We start from the raw sequence: 17,657 nt of genomic DNA, 5'->3' as shown, positions 1-17,657 counted from the left end.
CCCCGGACGCCGAACAAGGGGCGGTGCGCCGGCCGCGGCCGGCGCGTGATCCGGGGAGGTCATGGGGCCTCCGAGACTCGCTGCTCCACCGCGCGCAGCGCGGCGCCGACGGCGGTGGCGTCGTTGCCGCCGCCCTGCGCGACATCGGGCTTGCCGCCGCCACCGCCGCCGAGCGCGCGCGCCGCCACGCCGACGAGGTCGCCGGCCCGCAGGCCCGCGGCCTGGCCGGCCTTGTTGACGGCGGTCACCACGACGGGGCGGTCCTTGGAGACGCCGGCGATCGCGACGACGACCGGGCGGTCCTCGCCGAGCCGTCCGCGCACGTCCAGCGCCAGCCTGCGCAGGTCGTCGGCGCCGGTCCCGTCGGGGGCGCGGTGTGCGACGACGAGCGCCGAGCCGTGCTCGCGGGCGCCGGCGGCCAGCCCCTCGGCGGCCTGGAGGACCTGCGCGGCGCGCAGCTTCTCGATCTCCTTCTCCGCGGCCCGCAGCCGGGAGACCATGGTGTCGATGCGCTGCGGCAGTTCCTCGCGCGGCGCCTTCAGCTGCTCGGAGAGCCGGCCGACCAGCAGGGACTCCTTGGACAGCCGACGGAACGCGTCGAGGCCCACGGCCGCCTCCACCCGGCGCACGCCGGATCCGACGGAGGACTCGCCCAGCAGCTTGACGATGCCGAGCTGTCCGGTGGCGTTGACGTGGGTGCCGCCGCACAGCTCGCGGGAGTAGTCGCTCATCTCCACGACGCGCACGCGGTCGCCGTACTTCTCGCCGAACATCGCCAGCGCGCCCATGGACAGCGCCTCGTCCAGGGAGGTCTCGAAGTCGCGGACCTGGATGTCGCCGGCCAGGACCGTGTTGACCTCCTCCTCGACCTCGGCGAGCTCGGCGGGGGCGAGCGCCTTGTTCGCGGTGAAGTCGAAGCGGAGCTGGCCCGGCCGGTTCTCCGAGCCGGCCTGGCCGGTGGAGGGGCCCAGCGCGTTGCGCAGCGCCGAGTGGATGAGGTGGGTGGCCGAGTGGGCACGCGAGACCGAGGCGCGGCGGTCGGAGTCGATCACGGCGTGCACCCGGTCGTCGACGGCGATCTCACCGGAGCGGACCGTGCCCCGGTGCACGAACAGGCCGGCGATCGGCTTCTGCACGTCGTCGACGTCCACGGTGCCCCTGCCGTCGGCGGCGACGGTGCCCTTGTCGGCGAGCTGGCCGCCGCTCTCGGCGTAGAACGGGGTGCGGTCCAGCACCAGCTCGACCTTGTCGCCGGCGCGCGCGGCGGTCACCGGCGCGCCGTCGACGATCAGGCCGAGGACGCGGGACTCGCTCTCGGCGTCGGTGTAGCCGAGGAAGTCGGTCGCGCCGGAACCCTCCAGCAGCTGCGCGTAGGTGCTGATGTCGGCGTTGCCGAGCTTCTTGGCCTTGGCGTCGCGCTTGGCGGTGTCCTTCTGCTCCTGCATGAGACGGCGGAAGGCGTCCTCGTCGACGCTGAGGCCCTGCTCGCCGGCCATCTCCAGGGTGAGGTCGATCGGGAAGCCGTAGGTGTCGTGCAGTTGGAAGGCGTCGGCACCGGAGATCTGCGCCGACCCGCTGCCCCTGGTGCGCTCGGCGGCGCGGCCGAACAGCGCCGTGCCCGAGCGCAGGGTGTCGGAGAAGTTCTTCTCCTCGGTGTCGACGACCTCGTGGATGCGGTCGGCGTTGCCGCGCAGCTCCGGGTAGATGCCGCTCATGGCGCTGATCGCGGTCTCGGTGAGGTCGTGCAGGAAGGAGGCGTCGGTGCCGGAGAGCAGCCGCAGGTTTCGGATCGAACGCCGCAGGATGCGGCGCAGGACGTAGCCGCCCTTCTCGTTGCCGGGCCGGACGCCGTCGGAGACGAGCATCGTGGCGCTGCGCACGTGGTCGGCGACCACTCGCAGCATGACGTCGGAGCGCTCGTCGGCCCCGTAGGCGACGCCGGTGCGCGCCGCGGTGTCCTGCAGGATGCGGCCGAGGGTGTCGGTCTCGTAGATGTTGTCGACGCCCTGCAGGAGGGAGGCCAGGCGCTCCAGGCCCATGCCGGTGTCGATGTTCTTGCGCGGCAGCTCGCCGAGGATCGGGTAATCCTTCTTCGCTCCGCCCTCTCCCCGCTCGTACTGCATGAAGACGAGGTTCCAGATCTCGACGTAGCGGTTCTCGTCGGCGACCGGTCCACCCTCGGCGCCGTAGGCGGGGCCGCGGTCGTAGAAGATCTCCGAGCACGGGCCGCAGGGGCCGGGCACGCCCATGGACCAGTAGTTCTCCTCGACCCCGAAGCGCTGGATCCGGTCGGCGGGGACGCCGACCTCCTCCCGCCAGATCCGCTCGGCCTCGTCGTCGTCGAGGTAGACGGTGACCCAGAGCCGGTCGGGGTCGACCCCGAAGCCGCCGTCGGCCACCGGCGTCGTCAGGAGCTTCCAGGCCAGCGGGACGGCCTTCTCCTTGAAGTAGTCGCCGAAGGAGAAGTTGCCCAGCATCTGGAAGAAGGTCGCGTGCCGCGACGTCTTGCCCACTTCGTCGATGTCGACGGTGCGGATGCACTTCTGGACGCTGGTGGCGCGGTCGTAGGGCGGCGTGCGCTGGCCCAGGAAGTACGGTTTGAACGGCACCATGCCGGCCGGGACGAACAGCAGCGTGGGGTCGTCGGCGACCAGGCTGGCCGACGGCACCACGGTGTGCTCGTTCTGCTCGAAGAAAGCGAGGAAGCGGCGAACGATTTCTGCCGTCTCCATCAGCGGCCGTCCTTCATGTCGTGGGCTTCGATTGTTCTGGCGTGCGCGGTCCGCGCGGACTCCGGTGCTCGACCGCTATCGGCGGGGGCGTGGCGGCGGCGCAGTTCGGCTTCGTGTTCGGCCACGGCGCCGGCGATGTCCTCGTTGAGCTCGCGGAGGGCGGCGCGGTAATCGGCGACGCGGCCCTCGACGCGGTCGGCGATGCCGCCCGGACTCCACGCACGAGCGGTGCGGTTGAGCTTGTGCACAAGATACCCGCCGAGGGCGGCACCGGCGACAAAATAAAAGGTCCTGCCGATCATGCGCGCTCCCGTCTGCGGCGCGTGCGGATGAGGGCGAGGGCGCGGCGCCGGCCGAGCACCCTGCGCATCCCGTAGGAGAACGAGGCCGCCTTGACCAGGGGGCCGGTGACCACCGAGCGGGTGAGGGCGGTCACGCTCGACACGTCCTCCGTGGTGGTGGCGACGTTGGCGGTGATCTCCTCGACTCGCTCCAGGGACACGTTGGTGCGCTCCACGGTCGCGGCGACGTCGTCCAGCAGGGGCGCCGTGCGCTCGCCGAATTCGGATACGACCTTGGTGGCCTCGGCCAACAGCCGCGTGAGCCTGATCAGCGCCACGCACAGGAACGCGACCAGGACCGCCCAGACCACCGCGGCGATCAGGGCGGCTACCTCTCCTCCGGTCAGCATGCGGACTCCGCTAACGGTTGGGGTCGTTCGGGGTACGAACGGGGGACGGACCCAGGGGTCCGGGGGGTCACCGGCTGCGGTGACGGCGGCCGTCGCCGTGCGGCGAGGGCCGGCTCCTCCCGGCTACCCGCCGCTGCCGGTCTCCGCCCGCGGGTGCGGCGGATCCGGACGGCTGAGCCGAAAGAGCCGAATAGGGCTGACCCTATCGTGTCCGGAGAAGAGGCAACCCCGATCCGCGTCCGCGCGTCTTAATAGATCGTCCTCGCGTGGTCGCGGTCGCATCGGCAATTCAATCACGCTTCGCGACACCGACCGGCCGGAACATCACCGAACGTGACGACCTTCGGGGGCATCGCGGTTCCTCTCCGAGGCGGGGCGCCCGCTGGAGCGGCCCGTGATCAGCGCCACACGGCGATCGACGAAGGGATCCACATGGCCGACAATCGTCGAATCAGCGCTTTGGTTACGATTGCGCCGCGCCGCTCCGCGCCCCGCTTCGCGTCCCACCACGGATCCGACCTTCAGACAGGACCCCCATGAGCCGACGTTCCGAGCGGACGATGTCCGTTCTGGTGCCGCCGAACCTCGTCCCCCTGGCCGCAGAGGACCCCCGGACGGTCGGCCCCTACGTGGTGATCGGGCGCATCGGTTCGGGGCGCACGGGCACGGTGTACGCGGCGGTCAACCCGACGGTCGCCTCCGACGCCGTCCTGGCGGTCAAGACCCTGCACTCCTCGCACCTGACCGACGACTGGACCCGCGCCGAACTGGAACGGCGGCTGCACGCGCTCTCGGCCGTGGACGGGCGCTGCTACGTGCCGCCGGTGGCCTTCGACGCCTACGCCACTCCCCCCTGGCTGGCCATGCCCTACACCTCGGGTGTCCCGCTCGCCCAGTACGCGCGCAAGCGCGGCGCCATGGGGGCCGGACGGCTCATCGCGCTGGCGGCCGGCATCGCCGAGGGGCTGCAGGCGCTGCACGGCTCCGGTCTGGCCCACGGCGACCTCAAACCCAGCAACATCCTGCTGAGCTCGTCCGGGCCGCGCATCCTCGACTGCGCCCTGCCCGGTGACGCGACCGCCCTGCGGCAGTCGGCCGCGTGGATGAGCCCGGAGCGGCACCGCGGCGAACCGCCCAGCCAGTCCGGCGACGTGTTCGCCTGGGGCGCCGTGGTGGCGTTCGCCGCCACCGGGCGGCTGCCCTTCGGCCTCGGCGAGCCGGAGGTGCTCGCCGCGCGGGTGGCCGATACCGAACCGGACCTGGACGGGGTGCCCGCCGACCTCGTGCCCCTGCTGCGCCGGGCCCTTTCCAAGCAGGCGGGGGCCCGGCCCTCGGTGCGCGAGCTGCTGGGGGCCGCGATCGCGGTGTGGGAGCGCGCCTCGATCGCCGAAGCCGCCGAGCACGGTGTGCCGGGCACGGCCGTGACCCGGCTGCTGAGCCGCGAGTGGCAGGGCATCGTGGAGCCCGCCTGGCTGCCGAGGGTCATCCACCTCGACGGCGCCCCCTCCGGCGGGCGCGGCCGGGTGCCGCTGGTGGTCGGCGGAGCCGCACTGGCCCTCGCGCTGATCGGCGGCGGGATCTGGGCCGGGGTCTCGGCGCTGACCGGCGGCGGCGCGGCCGAGCAGGCCGCGGCCGACTCCACGCCGTCGGCGAGCCCGGCGCCGGAGGGGCCGCGGACCGCGGTGGTGCGCTTCGGCGAGGTCCCGCAGCCCGATCCGGTCGACGGCCCGTGGGTCTACACCGAGGTCGAGCGGGTGGAGGAGGGGGCGGCGGCGCCGACCGGGGAGATCCCGACCCAGCAGGAGTGGAGCGGGCAGTGGGAGGACGCCGAGGCCTCCGGCGACCCGCTGGAGGCGCGGATCGCGCCCGACGCCGAGGTCCTGTGCGCGCGGTTCTGCCTCACCCCCGGCCAGCTCTACACCGATGAGGAGGGCCGCGGCACCTTCGAGGTGACCGGGCAGGACTTCATCAATTACCTGAGCTGGGGCGACGTGGTGATCGCCGAGGTCACCTACGCCGAAGAGGAGACCGAGGACGGCCTCCCCGAGATCGTGCGGATCACCGAGCTGTACCGGCCGGCGGACCGGTAGGGCCCCGCCGCGCTGCCGGGGCCCGGGCGCCGCCGTCCGTTCCGGCCGGGTTTCCAGCGGTTCGCCCCGTAAGGACTAGGATCATCGGACCGGTGCGCGACGCCTGCGGCGGGCGGCCCCGAAGCGGCCGACATGCCGCTCCCTCCCCTTGCCCCGTGGCGGACGGTCGGCGACGACCTCGGATTCCCTGACCATACAGACGAGAATCGGTATTCCCTCCCGTGAAAGCCGCGAACGCGTTCTCCGTCGTCCTTCCCTCCACCGCCACCGACCTGACGGAGGCGGACCCGGCGGAGATCGGCCCGTGCCGCCGGGGTCGTCGAGGACGGTGACGACGCAGTTCTTGCCGGTGGAGTCGCTGCAGGTCAGGTACACCGTGGCCTTGCCGGGGATCTGGGCGGAGTTGACAACGGAGTGGCCCGATCCGCAGACGCCGTTGTAGGACCCGCCGAAGCGGGTGCGGCCGAAACGGCCGAACCCGTCAGCAGCGCCGCCGCGGCCGGCGCCGCGGCGGCCGGCTTCTTCTTCATCTGTCCCCTGTCCGAGGTATCCGCGCCGCGGGCGGCGGCGCCTCACGGGCGCCGCGATCCGCCCCGCAGCACGCCCCTGATCCGCTCCAGGACCTCGCCGAAGCGGCGTTCGGCGCCGTGGGTGGTGGGCCGGTAGTACTCCCGCCCGGCGACGGAGTCGGGGGCGTAGCGCTGGGCGACCACGCCGCCGGGGTGGTCGTGGGCGTACTCGTAGCCCTCGCCGTGCCCCAGCGCCTTGGCGCCCTTGTAGTGGCCGTCGCGCAGGTGCGGCGGGACCGCTCCGGCCCGGCCGGCCCGGACATCGGCCATCGCGGCGTCGATGGCGCCGATCACCGCGTTGGACTTGGGTGCGAGCGCGATGTGGATGACGGCCTGGGCCAGGTTGATGCGCGCCTCGGGCAGTCCGATCAGGTCCACCGCCTGGGCGGCGGCGACCGCCACCTGCAGGGCGCCGGGGTCGGCCATGCCGACGTCCTCGCTGGCGTGCACGACGATGCGGCGCGCGATGAAGCGCGGGTCCTCCCCCGCCTCGATCATCCGCGCCAGGTAGTGCAGGGAGGCGTCGACGTCGCTGCCGCGCATGCTCTTGATGAACGCGCTGACGACGTCGTAGTGCTGGTCGCCGGAGCGGTCGTAGCGCACGGCGTGCCGGTCCACCGCGCGCTCGACGTCGGCGACCGTGATCTCCGAGCGCGTACCGGCCACGAGGTCGGCGGCCTCCAGGTAGGTCAGCGACCGGCGGGCGTCGCCCCCGGCGAGGCGGACGAGGTGCTCGGCGGCCTCGGCGTCGAGCGTGTGGCGCCCGTTCAGCCCGCGCTCGTCGGCGAGCGCGCGTTCGATGACGGTGCGGACGTCGTCGTCGGTGTGCGGTTCCAGCGTGAGCAGCAGGGAGCGCGACAGCAGCGGGCTGATCACGGAGAAGAACGGGTTCTCGGTGGTGGCGCCGATGAAGCTCACCCAGCGGTTCTCCACCGCGGGCAGCAGCGCGTCCTGCTGGGCCTTGTTGAAGCGGTGCACCTCGTCGACGAAGAGCAGCGTCCGCGTGCCGCGCATCCCCATCTGACGGCGGGCGTCGTCGATGACGGCCCGCACGTCCTTCACTCCCGCGGTGACGGCGGACAGCTCCACGAAGCGCCGCTGCGTGACCCGGCTGACGACCGTGGCCAGGGTGGTCTTGCCGGTGCCCGGCGGCCCCCACAGGAACAGCGACATCGGCGCGTCGTCCTCGACCAGCCGGCGCAGCGGACTGCCCGCACCGAGCAGGTGCCGCTGGCCGACGACCTCGTCGAGCGTGCGCGGCCGCATGCGCACCGCGAGCGGCTCCTGGCCGCGCTGGGCTTCGGCTCCGGCGTCGTCGAACAGGGTTTCGGACACGGTCCCAGCCTAGTCGTCGGCCGCGCGGACCTGCTCCGGGGCGGGCTCCGATGGGGCTCGGGTGACCGGAACGAGTCCCGGCAGCGCGAACGCCCACCACGTCACCAGCGCGATCCCCCACCCCAGCAGGGCGCCGGCGACCGTGTCGGAGAACCAGTGCACGCCGAGGTAGATCCTGCTCCAGCCCATCACCGCGGTGAACAGCAGCGCGCCGACGAGAGCCCACCCGCGGTGCCGGACGGCCACGGCGACGACGGCCATGCCGAGGACCGCGGCGTAGGCCGCGTGGCCGGACGGGAACGCCGGAGAGGTCTCCTGGATCAGCTGGTCGACCGGCCGTTCGCGGCCCAGCAGCTCCTTGAGCGCCTTGACCGCGATCGCCGACGTGGCCAGCCATGCGGTCAGCACCAGCAGCAGGCTCCACCACCGCCGCAGGTACACCAGCGGGGCCGCCACCGCGGCCAGCAGCAGCACCCCCCACGGCCGCTGGCCGATGTGGTGCAGCAGGACGGCGACGGCGGTGAGCGGGTCGGCGCGGACCTCCAGGGCCCACAGGGTCACGCTCGCGTCCAGGCCCTGGAAGGGCGGCACCGCGTCGCCGATGAGGACGACCGTGACGGCGGTGAACGCTGCCAGTGACACCAGCCCTGCCAGCAGGGGGAGGTGGCGGGAAATGAGGCGGCCTCCTTTTGCCTTCCGGGACTCCGGGGCGTGCTCGGCGGGTCGATGTCCTGCCGCGCGGCATCCCGGAAGCGCTTCGCGCGGTCGTGAGGCGCACGCGGGTGCGCCGCTCCTCGCGGACCTACCCGCCGAACGCGTCTTCAGGCATCCGCGCGATGAGGATGGCGATGTCGTCCCCGCGCCCGGCCGGGGCGAGGTCGGCCAGCGAGGTCGCGGCCGCGTGCACGTCGGTGGCCATGGAGCGCAGCGCCTGCCCGACGCGCTCAAGGCCGTCGTCCATGCGCACCTCGGAGCTCTCCACCAGCCCGTCGGAGCACATCAGCAGCGTCTCACCGGGGGCGAGCCGGCGCGTCGTCACCGGGTACTTGCTCTCGCCGTCGACGCCGACCGGCGGACCGGTCTCGGGCCCCCACACCTCGAAGCCCTCGGTCGTGGCGATGATCGCCGGCGGCTGGCCGGCCCAGGCGGCCTGCATCTCGCCGCTGTCCAGGTCGAGCACGAGGTAGCCGCAGGTGGCGAACACGATCTCGCCGGTCTCGGTGAGCAGCCGGTTGGTCTCGGCCAGCACCACTCCGGGATCGCTCTGGTTGGTGGCGTAGGCGCGAAACGCCACACGGATCTGGCCCATCGCCGCCGCGGCCTCGACACCGTGGCCCTGCACGTCGCCCACGACCAGGCCGATGCGGCGGTTCGGCAACTGGATGGCGTCGTAGAAGTCGCCGCAGACCCGCCAGCCCGCACGCGAGGGCAGGTAGCGCGTCGCGACGTCGAGTCCGGGGAAGTCCGGCAGCTGCGGCGGCAGCATCCGGCGCTGCATCGCGTCGGCGAGCTCCAGTTCGGCCTGCTGGCGGCTGACCCGCTGCAGCGCCTGGCCGGCGAGTCCGGCCAGGGTGAGCATGAGGGCCCGCTCGTCAGGGGTGGCGTGGTGCGGCTGGGTCCAGGCTACCTGCCACACGCCCAGGGCGATCCTGCGGTCGCCGAAGATCGGCACCGTCGCCCAGGACTGCGCGTTGGTGCGGTGCAGGAGCTCCTGGACGGCCGGGAAGCGCTCCAGCACCTCGGCCCTGCTCTCGAAGAACCGGGGCTGGCGATCCTGCAGCACCGCGCCCATGGGGAAGGACGTGTCGGTGGCGTCGCGTCCGTCGATCATCTGCAGCGTGCCGTTGGGCTGCGTCGACGACGAGACGGCGCGCAGCACGCCGTCCTGGAGCAGCACGACGGCGGCGGTACTGCCGCCGAAGATCGGCACGAACTCCTCGGTGAGCAGCCCGGTGACCTCGTCGACGGTCGTCGCCGAGACGAGCTTGGCGGCCAGCTCGTTGACCTGGCGGCCCTGCGCGGCCTCGATCCGGCGGCGGTCGGCCAGGCGGCGCACCAACTGGACGTGCTCGGTGACGTCGTCGATGATGCCCACCAGTCGGGGGGTGCCGCCCTCGAGGTAGCGCGCCCGGGCGTGCAGCCAGCGTTCGTCGCCCACCTGGTCGAACATCCGGAACCGCTGCTCGTAGTCGCGCCCCTGGTAGGAGGCCTCCATGGCGTCGCGCAGCCGCGCGATGTCGTCGCGGTGCACCCGGGCCAGGCACTCCTCCAGGGTGCGGCTCTCCCCTGCGAGCAGCCGGCCCAGCGGGGAGGGGCCGAAGAGCTCCCCGAGCTCGCCGGTGCGCAGGTCCAGCGTCCACAGCGCGGTGTCGGAGTTCTCGGTGCGCAGTTCGGTGATGGCGCGCAGCGTCTCCTCGTCCCGCATCGGCCCGCGGCACATGACCACGATCCCGGCGGGCTGCGCGCCGTCCCCGCCGGCCAGCGGCCGCGGCTCCACGACGACGTGGTGGGCGGTTCCGTCGGAACCGGTGAGGCGCAGGCTGCGGTGCGGCGACTCGTGAGGGCCGCTCAGCGCCAGGCGGTGCAGCTCCCAGCCGCGTTCGACGTCGCTGTCGGCGAGCAGGTCCGGCCAGGGGCCCCGCGGCGGTTCCGCGGACCGGTATCCCGTGAGGTGCGCGAACGCCCGGTTGGTCAGCAGGATGGCGCCCGTGCGATCGGCCACGAACATGGCCGCCGGCGCATGGTGAAACGCCGCGCCGGCGGGGTCGCCGATCTCGGCCGCGAAGGCGGCACCGGTCGACCCCCCGGAACCGGCGAAGTCGTCAGTGGTGCCGGTTGTGCCATTCACGTATAGATCATCCCTGTGTCGTTACGAATGCCCCACCCACCCGTGCAGGCCTCCCCCGTGAACATCCGATTCGGCTTAGTTTAACGACATAGTCACCCGTTTGAGCAGGTGAGGGCCGCCACGATCGGACCGTGCACCGCGGCCTCCCGTTCCTCCTCACGTCCCGTCGGGCATTCCACCGCCCGCAATACAAAACGCGGCCGGGCGAGAGAAATACAAACGAATCGCTATCTCGCCCGGCCGCCATTTGCCGAAATCGTTACTCCGGCGTGACTAGTCGTAGAGGATCGCAGGCGGCGCGCACCGCCCATCGCAGACAGGCACTCTACGCCAGAACGGCGACCCGATCGACACGGCGACAGCGGGTCCCCGTCCGGGAAAGGGCACGCGCCCTAGGCGTTCTCGTCCTCCGGGACGAAGTCGATGCCGGCCTCCCTGCGCTGACCGGCGGTGATCGGCGTCGGCGCGCCCGTCAGCGGGTCGCCTCCCGAAGCCGTCTTGGGGAAGGCGATGACGTCGCGGATGGAGTCGCCGCCGGTCAGCAGGGTGATGATGCGGTCCCAGCCGAAGGCGATGCCGCCGTGCGGCGGCGGGCCGAACTTGAACGCCTCCAGCAGGAAGCCGAACTTCGACTCGGCCTCGGCCTTGCTGATCCCCAGCACGTCGAAGACCCGCTGCTGGATCTCGCCGCGGTGGATACGGATCGATCCGCCGCCGATCTCCGAGCCGTTGCAGACCATGTCGTAGGCGTAGGCCAGTGCGTTGCCCGGGTCCTCGTGGAAGTTCTCGCTCCACTCCGGTTTCGGCCCGGTGAACGGGTGGTGCACCGGGGTCCAGCCGCCCTCGCCGTCCTCCTCGAACATCGGGGCGTCGACGACCCACAGGAACGACCAGCGCGACTCGTCGATCAGGCCGAGCCGGTGGCCGATCTCCAGCCGGGCCGCGCCCAGCAGCTCCTGGGAGGCTCGCCGCGCACCGGCCGCGAAGAAGACGCAGTCGCCGGCCTCGGCCCCGACCGCCTCGACCAGTCCGGAGCGCTCCTGCTCCGAGAGGTTCTTGGCGACGGGGCCGCCCAGCGTTCCGTCCTCCTGGACGAGCACGTAGGCCAGCCCCTTGGCGCCGCGGGCCTTCGCCCAGTCCTGCCAGGCGTCGAGCTCCTTGCGCGTCTGCGACGCGCCGCCGGGCATCACCACGGCACCGACGTAGGGAGCCTTGAAGACGCGGAACGGGGTGTCGGCGAAGTAGGCGGTGAGCTCGGTGAGCTCCTGGCCGAAGCGCAGGTCCGGCTTGTCGGAGCCGAAGCGGTCCATCGCCTCGAAGAACGGCATGCGGGGCAGCGGCAGCGGGACCTCCTGCCCCAGCACCTCGTTCCACAGCCGCGCGACCAGCTGCTCGCCGACGTTGATGACGTCCTCTTGGTCGACGAAGCTCATCTCGATGTCGATCTGGGTGAACTCCGGCTGCCGGTCGGCGCGGAAGTCCTCGTCTCGGAAGCAGCGCGCGATCTGGTAGTAGCGCTCCATGCCGCCGACCATGAGCAGCTGCTTGAACAGCTGGGGCGACTGCGGCAGCGCGTACCAGTGGCCGGGCTGCAGGCGGACCGGCACCAGGAAGTCGCGGGCGCCCTCGGGCGTGGAGCGAGTGAGGTAGGGCGTCTCGACGTTGACGAAGCCGTGCTCGCGCATGACGTCGTGCACCACGTAGGTGGCCTGGGAGCGTACCCGCAGCGCCGAGGCGCGCTCGGGGCGGCGGATGTCGAGGTAGCGGTAGCGCAGCCGGGCCTCCTCGGAGACGTCCTGCGACCCGTCCAGCGGGAACGGCAGCGGGGCCGCCTCGCTGAGGACCTCGATCTCCTCGGCGACGACCTCGACCGCCCCGGTGGGGATGTCGGGGTTCTCGTTGCCCTCCGGGCGGACGCGCACGCGCCCTCGCACCTTGATGCAGTACTCGGCGCGCAGGTCGTGGGCGAGGTCGTCCTCGCGGACCACGACCTGGACGACGCCGGAGGCTTCGCGCAGGTCCAGGAAGACGACGCCGCCGTGGTCGCGGCGGCGGGCCACCCAGCCCGCCAGGACGACGGTCTCGTCGGCATGTTCGGCGCGCAGGGCGCCCGCGTCATGCGTGTGGATCAACGGGGTTCTCCTTCAACGTTCCAGTGCCTTCTCATCTTGCCTGACGTGCGCGAAGGTCCGGTCCCGGGTCGGTGGGGATCGGTGGGACCGGTGCCGCTATCTCGGCGGTCGAGGGAACCCGCGAAAGGGGAGTTGCTCGTCATCTCTTCACGTGGTGTCGTGCGGCGCGCGGGCCACCGCTGTGGCGGCTCAGCTTTCGGTGATGCCGCGCAGGAACGGGTTGGTGGCGCGTTCGCGGCCGATCGTGGTCTGCGGGCCGTGGCCGGGCAGCACGGTGGTGTCGTCGGAGCGGCGCAGGCAGACCCGCTCCAGGCTGCGCAGGATCGTCGGGTGGTCGCCACCGGGGAAATCGGTGCGGCCGATCGATCCGGCGAACAGCAGGTCACCGGTGAACAGCACCTCGGGGTGCTCCTCCCCTGCAGGGAGCGCGTAGGCGACCGAACCGGGCGTGTGGCCGGGGGCGTGGTCGACGGCGAACTCCAGGCCGGCGAGGGCGAGCACGGCGCCGTCGGCCGCCTCCAGCACCTCGGCGGGTTCGCGCATGGGCTCGTCGCCGAGCAGGCCGGAGAGCTGGGCGGCCAGGCCGGGATCCAGCCCGGCGGCGGGGTCGGTCAGCAGCGCCCGGTCGCCGGGGTGCAGGTAGGACGGGACGCCGTGGGCCTCGCTCACCTGGGCCGCCGACCAGACGTGGTCGAAGTGCCCGTGGGTGAGCAGCACCGCGGCCGGGGTGAGGTCGTGCTCGGCCAGCAGCTTCTCCATGCCCTCGGCCGCTCCCTGGCCCGGATCGATGATCACGCACTCCGCACCCGTGGCCGCGGCGACCACGTAGCAGTTCGCGGCGAGTGGTCCGGCGGGGAAGGCGGCGATGAGCACGGCGGGCGGTGACCTCGTTTCCGGATCGAATACGGCGCGGCCTCACGTACGACAACGAGCGTACCGAGGTCGCGGAGGGGCGGCGACCTGTTATGGGCGCCCGGCGCGAGCCGCCGGAACAGGGCCGGGTCCCGCCCCGCCGCCGATCATCACCATTCGGTCACCACGCGCCTGATGGCTCTTTGCCAAACGCCTTGACAGTGCCATATTGGTCCAAGCCCGAACAGCGCGCGTTCCGGGCGGACCGATCCCGGCGGCGCGGCGCCGGTGGCGGGGCCGGGCGTCCGCGGCGCCGATGCTCGGCGGCACGATGACGCGGTACGGCGCGGCGCACAGTGCGGTGCGGCTCCGTGCAGGGCAGCGCAAGTTAATAAAGGTCGATATCAGCCATTGCGTATGGATATCGTGCATAGTCACGGCAGCTCACACCCGGTTCCGGCCCCGGCCGCGGGCCGACCCACCGACGCCGGTGCTGCCGCGACCACACGGACCTGACGGACGTCAGGCTCATCACGGCAGGAGGACACGGTGACCACGGACCCCTGGGGCCGCGTAGACGATGACGGCACGGTCTACGTGCGCACGAGTGAGGGCGAGCGTGTCGTCGGGTCGTGGCAGGCCGGCGCTCCCGAGGAGGCCTTGGCGTTCTTCCGCCGCAAGTACGACGCGCTGGTGACCGAGGTCGAGCTGCTGGAGAGGCGGCTCAGCACGACCGACCTGTCCGCGGCCCAGGCGCTGTCCAGCGTGGAGAAGTTGCGCGCCGCGGTGACCGACGCGCACGCGATCGGCGACCTCGACGCGCTCTCGCGCCGGCTGGACGAGCTGACCGCGAGGGCCGAAGAGCGCAAGGTCGAGCAGAAGCACGCGCAGGAGCAGGCCCGCCACGAGGCCCGCGACATCAAGGAGCGGATCGTCGCCGAGGCCGAGCGCGTGGCCGAGGAGACCACGCACTGGAAGTCCGGCGGCGAGCGGATGCGCCAGCTCATCGAGGAGTGGAAGGCCGCGCCGCGCGCCGACCGCGCCACCGAGCAGGGACTGTGGAAGCGCATGTCCAGCGCGCGCAACGCCTTCTCCAAGCGCCGCAAGGCCTACTTCGCCGGGCTCGACGAGCAGCGCGAGCAGGTGCGCGCGGAGAAGGAGAAGATCGTCGCCGAGGCCGAGGCCGTCTCCGACTCCACCGACTGGGGCCCCACCGCGGGGCACTACCGCGACCTGATGCAGCAGTGGAAGGCCAGCGGCCGCGCCGATCGGGCCAGCGAGGACAGGCTGTGGCAGCGGTTCAAGGCCGCCCAGGACCGCTTCTTCCAGGCCCGCAACGCGGTGTTCGCCGAACGCGACGCGGAACTGCGGGTCAACGCCGAGGCCAAGGAGAAGCTGCTGGAGGAGGCCCAGCGCGAGCTGCTCCCGGTGAGCGACCCGCGCGACGCCCGCGCGCGGCTGCGCGACTACCAGGAGCGCTGGGAGGCCGCCGGGACGCTGCCGCGCGACTCCCGCGACCGGCTGGAGGGCGCGTTCCGCAAGATCGAGGACGCCGTACGCAAGGCCGAGGACCAGGAGTGGCAGCGCACCAACCCCGAGGCGCGCGCCCGCGCCGAGGCGACGGTCAGCCAGCTGCGCGACTCCATCGATCAGCTGGAAGGCCGGCTGGAGAAGGCCCGCGCCGCCGGCAACGACCGCAAGGCCCGCGAGGCCGAGGACGCCCTGACCGCCCGCCGCTCATGGCTGAACGAGGCGGAGAAGGCCCTCGAAGAGATGAGCTGAGCCCGAAGGCCCGAACGGCGCGGGGCCCGGCACTCCTTCGGGGGAGCCGGGCCCCGCGCCGTTGTCCGTCGACCGGCCCTCGGGGCTCGCGTCCCTAGTTCTTCATCCGGTACACGTCGTAGACGCCGTCCACGCCGCGCACCGCCTTCAGGACGTGGCCCAGGTGGGTGGGGTCGGCCATCTCGAAGGTGAAGCGGCTCAGCGCGACGCGGTCGCGGCTGGTCTGCACGGTCGCCGACAGGATGTTGACGTGCTGGTCGGAGAGCACGCGGGTGATGTCGGAGAGCAGACGGGTGCGGTCCAGCGCCTCGACCTGCAGGGCCACCAGGAACATCGAGTCCTCGGTGGGCTGCCACTGGACCTCCACCATCCGCTGGGGGTCGAGGTGGTTGGTGTTGACGCAGTCGCTGCGGTGCACCGAGACGCCGTTGCCGCGCGTCACGAAGCCGACGATCTTGTCGCCCGGCACCGGGGTGCAGCACTTGGACAGCCGCACCCAGACGTCGGCGTCGCCCTCGACCACGACACCGGGGTTGCCCGCGGGCCGCTGCCGGGTGCGCGAGCGGGTGGGCAGCGAGGTCTCGGCGAGGTCCTCCTCGGCGCTCTCGATCCCGCCGAGGGAGTCGACCAGCTTCTGGACGACGTTCTGGGCGCTGATCTGGTTCTCGCCCACCGCGGCGTAGAGGGCGTCGACGTCGGGATAGCGCAGGTCGTGGGCGAGCGCGATCAGGGCCTCGCCGCTGAACAGCCGTTTGATCGGCAGCTCCTGCTTGCGCATGACCCTGGCGATGGCGTCCTTGCCCTGCTCGATCGCCGCCTCGCGGCGCTCCTTGGTGAACCACTGCCGGATCTTGTTGCGCGCCCGGGCGCTCTTGACGAAACCCAGCCAGTCGTGGCTGGGACCGGCGTCGAGGGCCTTGGAGGTGAGGATCTCGACCGTCTCGCCGTTGTTGAGTTCGCTCTCCAGCGGCACCAGCCGACCGTTGACGCGGGCGCCCACGGTGCGGTGGCCGACCTCGGTGTGCACGGCGTAGGCGAAGTCCACGGCGGTCGCGCCCTGCGGCAGCGAGATGACGTCGCCGCCCGGGGTGAAGACGAAGACCTCCTGCACCGACAGGTCGAAGCGCAGCGACTCCAGGAACTCGCCCGGGTCCTTCGTCTCCTGCTGCCAGTCGATGAGCTGGCGCAGCCACGTCATGTCGCCGGTGCCCTTGGACTTGGCCGCCTCCTTGCCCCCGGAGCCGCGGTCCTCCTTGTACTTCCAGTGCGCGGCGATGCCGTACTCGGCGCGGCGGTGCATGGCCCGGGTGCGGATCTGCAGCTCGACCGGGTTGCCCTCCGGACCGATCACCGTGGTGTGCAGCGACTGGTACATGTTGAACTTCGGCATCGCGATGTAGTCCTTGAACCGTCCCGGCACCGGGTTCCAGCGCGCGTGGATGGTGCCCAGCGCCGCGTAGCAGTCGCGGACGCTGTCGACGAGGACGCGGATGCCGACGAGGTCGTAGATCTCGTCGAAGCCGCAGTTGCGGGCGATCATCTTCTGGTAGATCGAGTAGTAGTGCTTGGGCCGGCCGCGCACCGTGGCCTTGATCTTGGACTCGCGCAGGTCGGCGGAGACCGCCTCGATGACGTCCTGCAGGCCGACGTCGCGGCGCGGCGCGCGCTCGGAGACCAGGCGGGCGATCTCGTCGAAGCGCTTGGGGTACATGGTGGCGAACGCGAGGTCCTCCAGCTCCCACTTGATGGTGTTCATGCCCAGGCGGTGGGCGAGCGGGGCGAAGATCTCCAGCGTCTCGCGGGCCTTCTTCTCGCGCTTGGCCTGCGGGAGGTAGCGCAGGGTGCGCATGTTGTGCAGCCGGTCGCACAACTTGATGACCAGCACCTTGATGTCGCGGGACATCGCCACGACCATCTTGCGCACGGTCTCGGCCTGGGTGGCCTCGCCGTACTTGACCTTGTCGAGCTTGGTGACGCCGTCGACCAGCTCGGCGATCTCGTCGCCGAAGTCGGTGCGCAACTGGTCGAGCTTGTACTCGGTGTCCTCGACCGTGTCGTGCAGCAGCGCCGCGGCCAGCGTCGGCTCCTGCATCCCCAGTTCGGCCAGGATGGTCGCGACCGCCAGCGGGTGGGTGATGTAGGGGTCGCCGCTCTTGCGCTTCTGGTCGCGGTGGTGGTAGGCGGCGACCTCGTAGGCGCGCTCGATGAGCCGCACGTCGACCCGGGGGTGGGTCGCCCGCACAGTCTTGATGAGTGGTTCGAGGACCGGGTTCATGGTCACCCCCCGCTGGGCGCCGAGTCGCGCGAGTCTGCGGCGTACTCGCACGGTAGAGGACAGGCTGGGCGGTGTGGTGGAGGCGGGCCGCTCCTCCTCGGCGGGCCCGGGGCCGGTCTGCCCGGAGGGTTCCGGGCCGGGCGGTTCGGGGGCCGCGGCGGGCTGCTGCGCCTCGGCTGCGGCGAGGTCGTCGGGGACTCGGGGCGCCGCGGAATCCGCGACGCCCCCTTGACACTCGGGCCGGTCCTGGCCGCCGCCGACGGCGGACCCGCCGGACGGATGCTCCCGCGCCGATTCGAGCGGCTCGGTGCGCGTGGCCACCGCCTCGGTCGAAACCGCTTCACTGCGCAT

At 72.1% G+C, this 17,657-nt stretch carries 11 protein-coding genes; 2 read left to right on the top strand and 9 right to left on the bottom strand.

Features of this window, described 5'->3' with window-relative positions:
* Positions 1–59: 59 nt before the first annotated feature.
* From alaS to HDA32_RS08245, 3 genes are read right to left on the bottom strand one after another with little or no spacing between them, the layout of a single operon-like run.
* The gene (gene alaS / locus HDA32_RS08255) at positions 60–2,732 is read right to left on the bottom strand and encodes an alanine--tRNA ligase (protein ID WP_179642631.1); all 2,673 of its coding nucleotides are present in this window, start codon (positions 2,730–2,732) and stop codon (positions 60–62) included.
* A complete protein-coding gene (locus HDA32_RS08250; RefSeq protein WP_179642630.1) occupies positions 2,732–3,034 on the bottom strand; it encodes a DUF6167 family protein in 303 nt (100 codons plus the stop codon). The genes alaS and HDA32_RS08250 overlap by 1 nt, the downstream gene beginning before the upstream one ends.
* Complete coding sequence (locus HDA32_RS08245) at positions 3,031–3,423, bottom strand: DUF948 domain-containing protein (RefSeq protein ID WP_179642629.1); 393 nt, start codon at positions 3,421–3,423, stop codon at positions 3,031–3,033. Before HDA32_RS08245 ends, HDA32_RS08250 begins: the two co-directional genes overlap by 4 nt.
* A 536-nt stretch (positions 3,424–3,959) precedes the next feature.
* Here HDA32_RS08245 and HDA32_RS08240 point away from each other — a divergent pair.
* A complete protein-coding gene (locus HDA32_RS08240) occupies positions 3,960–5,513 on the top strand; it encodes a serine/threonine protein kinase (RefSeq protein WP_179642628.1) in 1,554 nt (517 codons plus the stop codon).
* 572 nt (positions 5,514–6,085) lie between these two features.
* Here HDA32_RS08240 and HDA32_RS08235 read toward each other — a convergent pair.
* The 5 genes from HDA32_RS08235 to HDA32_RS08215 all read right to left on the bottom strand — a co-directional run bounded on the left by HDA32_RS08235 (position 6,086) and on the right by HDA32_RS08215 (position 13,270).
* Positions 6,086–7,417, bottom strand: a complete 1,332-nt coding sequence (locus HDA32_RS08235; protein WP_179642627.1) for a replication-associated recombination protein A — start codon at positions 7,415–7,417, stop codon at positions 6,086–6,088.
* A 9-nt stretch (positions 7,418–7,426) separates the two neighbouring features.
* Positions 7,427–8,059, bottom strand: a complete 633-nt coding sequence (locus HDA32_RS08230) for a phosphatase PAP2 family protein (protein WP_179642626.1) — start codon at positions 8,057–8,059, stop codon at positions 7,427–7,429.
* A gap of 160 nt (positions 8,060–8,219) precedes the next feature.
* Positions 8,220–10,265, bottom strand: coding sequence for a SpoIIE family protein phosphatase (locus tag HDA32_RS08225; RefSeq protein WP_312863091.1), 2,046 nt, complete (start codon positions 10,263–10,265; stop codon positions 8,220–8,222).
* Positions 10,266–10,657: 392 nt separating this feature from the next.
* A complete protein-coding gene (aspS, locus tag HDA32_RS08220) occupies positions 10,658–12,397 on the bottom strand; it encodes an aspartate--tRNA ligase (RefSeq protein WP_179642625.1) in 1,740 nt (579 codons plus the stop codon).
* Positions 12,398–12,586: 189 nt separating this feature from the next.
* The gene (locus HDA32_RS08215; RefSeq protein WP_179642624.1) at positions 12,587–13,270 is read right to left on the bottom strand and encodes an MBL fold metallo-hydrolase; all 684 of its coding nucleotides are present in this window, start codon (positions 13,268–13,270) and stop codon (positions 12,587–12,589) included.
* A 528-nt stretch (positions 13,271–13,798) separates the two neighbouring features.
* Here HDA32_RS08215 and HDA32_RS08210 point away from each other — a divergent pair.
* Positions 13,799–15,031 (top strand): DUF349 domain-containing protein, encoded by a 1,233-nt coding sequence (locus tag HDA32_RS08210; RefSeq protein ID WP_179642623.1) that lies wholly within the window; start codon positions 13,799–13,801, stop codon positions 15,029–15,031.
* 94 nt (positions 15,032–15,125) lie between these two features.
* On the opposite strand, the gene HDA32_RS08205 is transcribed toward HDA32_RS08210, so the two are convergent.
* A complete protein-coding gene (locus HDA32_RS08205) occupies positions 15,126–17,306 on the bottom strand; it encodes a RelA/SpoT family protein (RefSeq protein ID WP_179646549.1) in 2,181 nt (726 codons plus the stop codon).
* Between the last annotated feature and the right edge of the window lie 351 nt (positions 17,307–17,657).

Source organism: Spinactinospora alkalitolerans (assembly GCF_013408795.1).
Lineage (GTDB): Bacteria > Actinomycetota > Actinomycetes > Streptosporangiales > Streptosporangiaceae > Spinactinospora > Spinactinospora alkalitolerans.
This window is presented reverse-complemented; position numbering and strand designations above follow the sequence as displayed.

What these genes read in the sequence shown, in the direction of transcription:
- alaS (WP_179642631.1), bottom strand. Translation starts at nt 2,732, where the DNA reads ATGGAGACGGCAGAAATCGTTCGCCGCTTCCTCGCTTTCTTCGAGCAG.
- HDA32_RS08205 (WP_179646549.1), bottom strand. Translation starts at nt 17,306, where the DNA reads ATGAACCCGGTCCTCGAACCACTCATCAAGACTGTGCGGGCGACCCAC.
- HDA32_RS08250 (WP_179642630.1), bottom strand. Translation starts at nt 3,034, where the DNA reads ATGATCGGCAGGACCTTTTATTTTGTCGCCGGTGCCGCCCTCGGCGGG.
- HDA32_RS08240 (WP_179642628.1), top strand. Translation starts at nt 3,960, where the DNA reads ATGAGCCGACGTTCCGAGCGGACGATGTCCGTTCTGGTGCCGCCGAAC.
- HDA32_RS08245 (WP_179642629.1), bottom strand. Translation starts at nt 3,423, where the DNA reads ATGCTGACCGGAGGAGAGGTAGCCGCCCTGATCGCCGCGGTGGTCTGG.